At 57.1% G+C, this 3,577-nt stretch carries 4 protein-coding genes; all 4 read right to left on the bottom strand.

Translation table 11 applies throughout. The features are described 5' to 3' along the window. Positions 1-771 (bottom strand): ribosome biogenesis GTPase Der (gene der / locus ACEQU8_RS13980; protein WP_370264415.1); only part of this gene is annotated, 771 nt, incomplete at its 3' end. Positions 772-786: 15 nt separating this feature from the next. Beyond that, entirely contained in the window at positions 787-1,953 is a 1,167-nt protein-coding gene (bamB, locus tag ACEQU8_RS13985; RefSeq protein WP_370264417.1) for an outer membrane protein assembly factor BamB, read from the bottom strand. Positions 1,954-1,958: 5 nt separating this feature from the next. Beyond that, the gene (locus ACEQU8_RS13990; RefSeq protein ID WP_370264418.1) at positions 1,959-2,597 is read right to left on the bottom strand and encodes a YfgM family protein; all 639 of its coding nucleotides are present in this window, start codon (positions 2,595-2,597) and stop codon (positions 1,959-1,961) included. Next, positions 2,594-3,577 (bottom strand): histidine--tRNA ligase (gene hisS / locus ACEQU8_RS13995; protein WP_370264420.1); only part of this gene is annotated, 984 nt, incomplete at its 5' end. The genes hisS and ACEQU8_RS13990, both read right to left, overlap by 4 nt.

The raw sequence follows: 3,577 nt of genomic DNA on the forward strand, positions 1-3,577 counted from the left end.
ATCCTCAATGGCTTGCAGGGTTTTGATGACCGAGAATTTTTCAACAGACTCAAACACCTTGCCACGCTTGCGAAGGCCTGCCGTGTCGATGAGGGTGTAGGGCTTGTTATTGCGCTCAAAATCAATGTAAATGCTGTCTCGGGTGGTGCCGGGCATGTCAAATGCGATCACACGCTCCTCACCCAGCAAAGTATTCACCATGGTGGATTTGCCCACGTTGGGCCGACCGGCGATGGCCACCTTCACCCGGTGCCCGCCCTCTTCGTCGTCTGGCAGGTTGGGCAAACGCTCACAAGCCATGTCCATGAGCTGGCGCACGCCGTCGCCATGGCTGGCAGAAATGGTCTCGGGCTCGCCCAAGCCCAACTCATAAAAATCGGCAGCCGCAGTGGCGTGGGCAATGCCCTCCGACTTGTTCACCACCAAGATCACTTCACGGCGGGCTTTTCGCAGTTCTTCAGCAATCACATGGTCGTGGGGGGTTACGCCTTGCCGACCATCAACCAGAAACAACACCAGGTCGGCTTCAAGAATGGCTTGCCGGCTTTGCTTGGCCATTTCAGCATAAATGCCATCTTTGGCAACGGGTTCCAGCCCACCGGTGTCGACCACCAGGTAATCGCGTGAGCCAATGCGCCCCAAGCCGTAGTGGCGATCGCGGGTCAATCCCGGCTGGTTGGCCACCAGGGCGTCGCGGGTGCGAGTCAGCCGATTAAACAGCGTTGACTTGCCAACATTGGGGCGCCCGACCAGGGCAATCACCGGTTTCATTTCAAATCTTCTTCTTTATTGAATGGTCAACAAGGCCACGTCGCCATCGCGGGACTGAACCAGAACCGAGTTGCCGTCAATGGCCATGGGGGGAGCAGCCAAATCGGTTTTACCCACCCGGGTGCGTGCAATGGTTTTACCGGTGTCGCGGTCAATGAAATGCACATAGCCTTCAAAATCGCCAATGACCGCAGCTCGACCAACCACCGTGGGCGTTGTGGGCTGCCTGCGCTGGAAGTTTTCGATGCGCCAAACCTGCTTGCCGCCAGTGCGGGAAAACGCGAACAAGTCACCCAGTTCGTTGGGGGCGATCATGTAGCGGTCGTCCACAGACACACCCGAGGGCGATGAAAACTCAACACTCCAGATGGGGCGAGCACTGACCGCATCCAGGCACCCCAAGCGGCCCTGGAAAGACGCCGCACACACCTCGCGGAAGTTATAAACAGGCGAGCCAGTTACATCGGCTATTCGCTCAATTTCGGTGGTGCCAGTGGGCGTGGCCAAAGAGCCCTCCCACACCACATTGCCGTTGTTGAGGTCGAGCGCCACCAAGCGCCCGCCTGGAAACCCAGCGTAAACACGGGCATTGTTCACATCCACGGGGCTGTTGATGCGCAGCGTGAGCGGGGGCAACTGGCGGCTGTACTTCCAGCGCTGTGCTCCGTTTTCGGTGGCCAAGGCCACAATTGAAAAGTCGATCCCGCGAACCAGCAAGGTGCTCACCGACCCCACCGGCACGGTGCTGACCTCAACCCCCAGGCTGGTGGTCCATTTTTGCTTGCCATTGGTATCGAAGGCCAAGAGGCGGTTGTTGACATCGACCACAGCCACGGTGTCCACGGTGGCAGCGACGCCAGCCTTCAGTTTGGCGTCGGTTTTAATGGTCCACTTGACCTGCCCGTTGCTGCGGTTTAGCGCGCGGACCTGGCCTTTTTCAGAGGCCAAATACACAGTGTCATCAAACACAGCAGGGCTGAAATAACCGCCTTCAGACTCACCGATGTCGGTTTTCCAGGCTGTATTTACATTGAGCGAAGGCGTGAAAGCCACCAACTCGGCTGGCTTAACTGCACCACTTCCAAAAGGGTTGAGTTTGCTCAAGGTGGAGCAACCCGAGACCAGCGCCAACATACAAAGCGCCATGCCCGCGCGGCCGATCAATGTGTGTGCTTGAGTCATGAGATTCATTCTCCAGATTTGGGCAAAGCTGCAATTTTGCGCTCAATCACAGCGCGCCAGGGACTGTTGGCCTGGATGGCAGCCAGTGCGGCCTCGTATTCCTTGTTGGCTTCAGCGGGCTTGTTTTCAGCCAGAGCGATGTCCCCCAAACGGTCATGGAACAAGCCCTCAAACCCCGTCAGCTTTTTCTCGAGCAGCGCTTTGGCCTCTGCATGCTTGCCCTCTTCGATCAGCAAACCACTTAAAAGCAGGCGGGCGGTGGCCTCGTACTCAAGCAGGCTGGATTCTTTAACAACCCACTGCAGGGCTTGTTTGGCTTGGTCGGTTTTACCGTCTTCGGCATACACCCGGGCAGCCAGCAAAGCACCGCGGGGGGCGTAGTTCGAGCCACCATGGTTGTCGAGCAGCGTGGTTTGGATCTGAGACATCAGTTCAAGATCACCCGATGCAGCAGCAGACTCCAGTTTTTCAAACACCACCACCGCCTCGGTGGACTGGCGGGCCTGCCACCACTCCCAACCATTTTTGGCAGCAAATGAACCAAACACCAAAATGAGCACGGTCAAAATAAAATTGCCGTATTTGGCCCAGAAGGCCTTTAAATTGGCCAGTTGCTCTTGTTCTTCCAGGTCGTATCGACTCAAGACTCTTCTCCCTCTCCATATAACAAGCCAACGATGGCCTCAGCCAATTCGCTTTGCTTGAATTCCATTTGCGTGCCTTCGCCGCGCAACAGCTTGACAGCGGCAGTGCCCGCGGCCAATTCGTTCTCACCCAAAATAACAGCCACAGATGCGCCGCTTACATCGGCACGCTTCATTTGACTTTTAAAACCGCCCCCACCTGCATGCAACACCACGGCAAAACCTGCATCGCGAAGTTCCTCGGCCAGCGTGAAAGCGCGGCGGGCCGTGCCCTCCCCTTGGTGCACCACGTACACGTCGAGGTCGGCTTGGTCGTCGGGGTTGTTCATCTCGAGATACAACTCCAAAAGCCGTTCCAAACCGATGGCAAAACCGATGGCCGGTGTGGGCTTACCCCCCAGAATTTCGATGAGCCCATCGTAACGCCCGCCACCACAAATGGTGCCCTGTGTACCCAAGGCATCGGTGATCCACTCGAATACCGTGAGGTTGTAGTAGTCGAGCCCGCGCACCAAGCGGGGGTTTTCGATGTATGGCACACCCGCATCGTCGAGCAGGCGCTTTACACCGTTGTAGTGGGCCAAAGAAGACTCCCCCAAAAACTGCGACAAACGCGGCGCAGCGTTAACCATGCTTTGCATGGTGGGGTTTTTGGTGTCCAAAATGCGCAAAGGATTGGTGTACAAACGCCGTTGGGCGTCTTCATCGAGCACGTCTTTGTGCTGTTCAAAATAATCGATGAGCGCCTGCCGATGGGCCAAGCGCTCAGCGGCCTCACCCAAGCAGTTGATTTCGAGGCGAACATTTTCCAGGCCCATGTCGCGCCACAGCCGCGACAGCATCACGATGAGTTCGGCGTAAATATCGGGACCTGCAAACCCCAAGGCCTCCACATCAAGCTGGTGAAACTGACGATAGCGACCGCGCTGGGGCCGCTCGTGGCGAAACACCGGCCCCATGGAGTACACCCGCTGGGGCGC

Source organism: Limnobacter sp. (assembly GCF_964228395.1).
Lineage (GTDB): Bacteria > Pseudomonadota > Gammaproteobacteria > Burkholderiales > Burkholderiaceae_B > Limnobacter.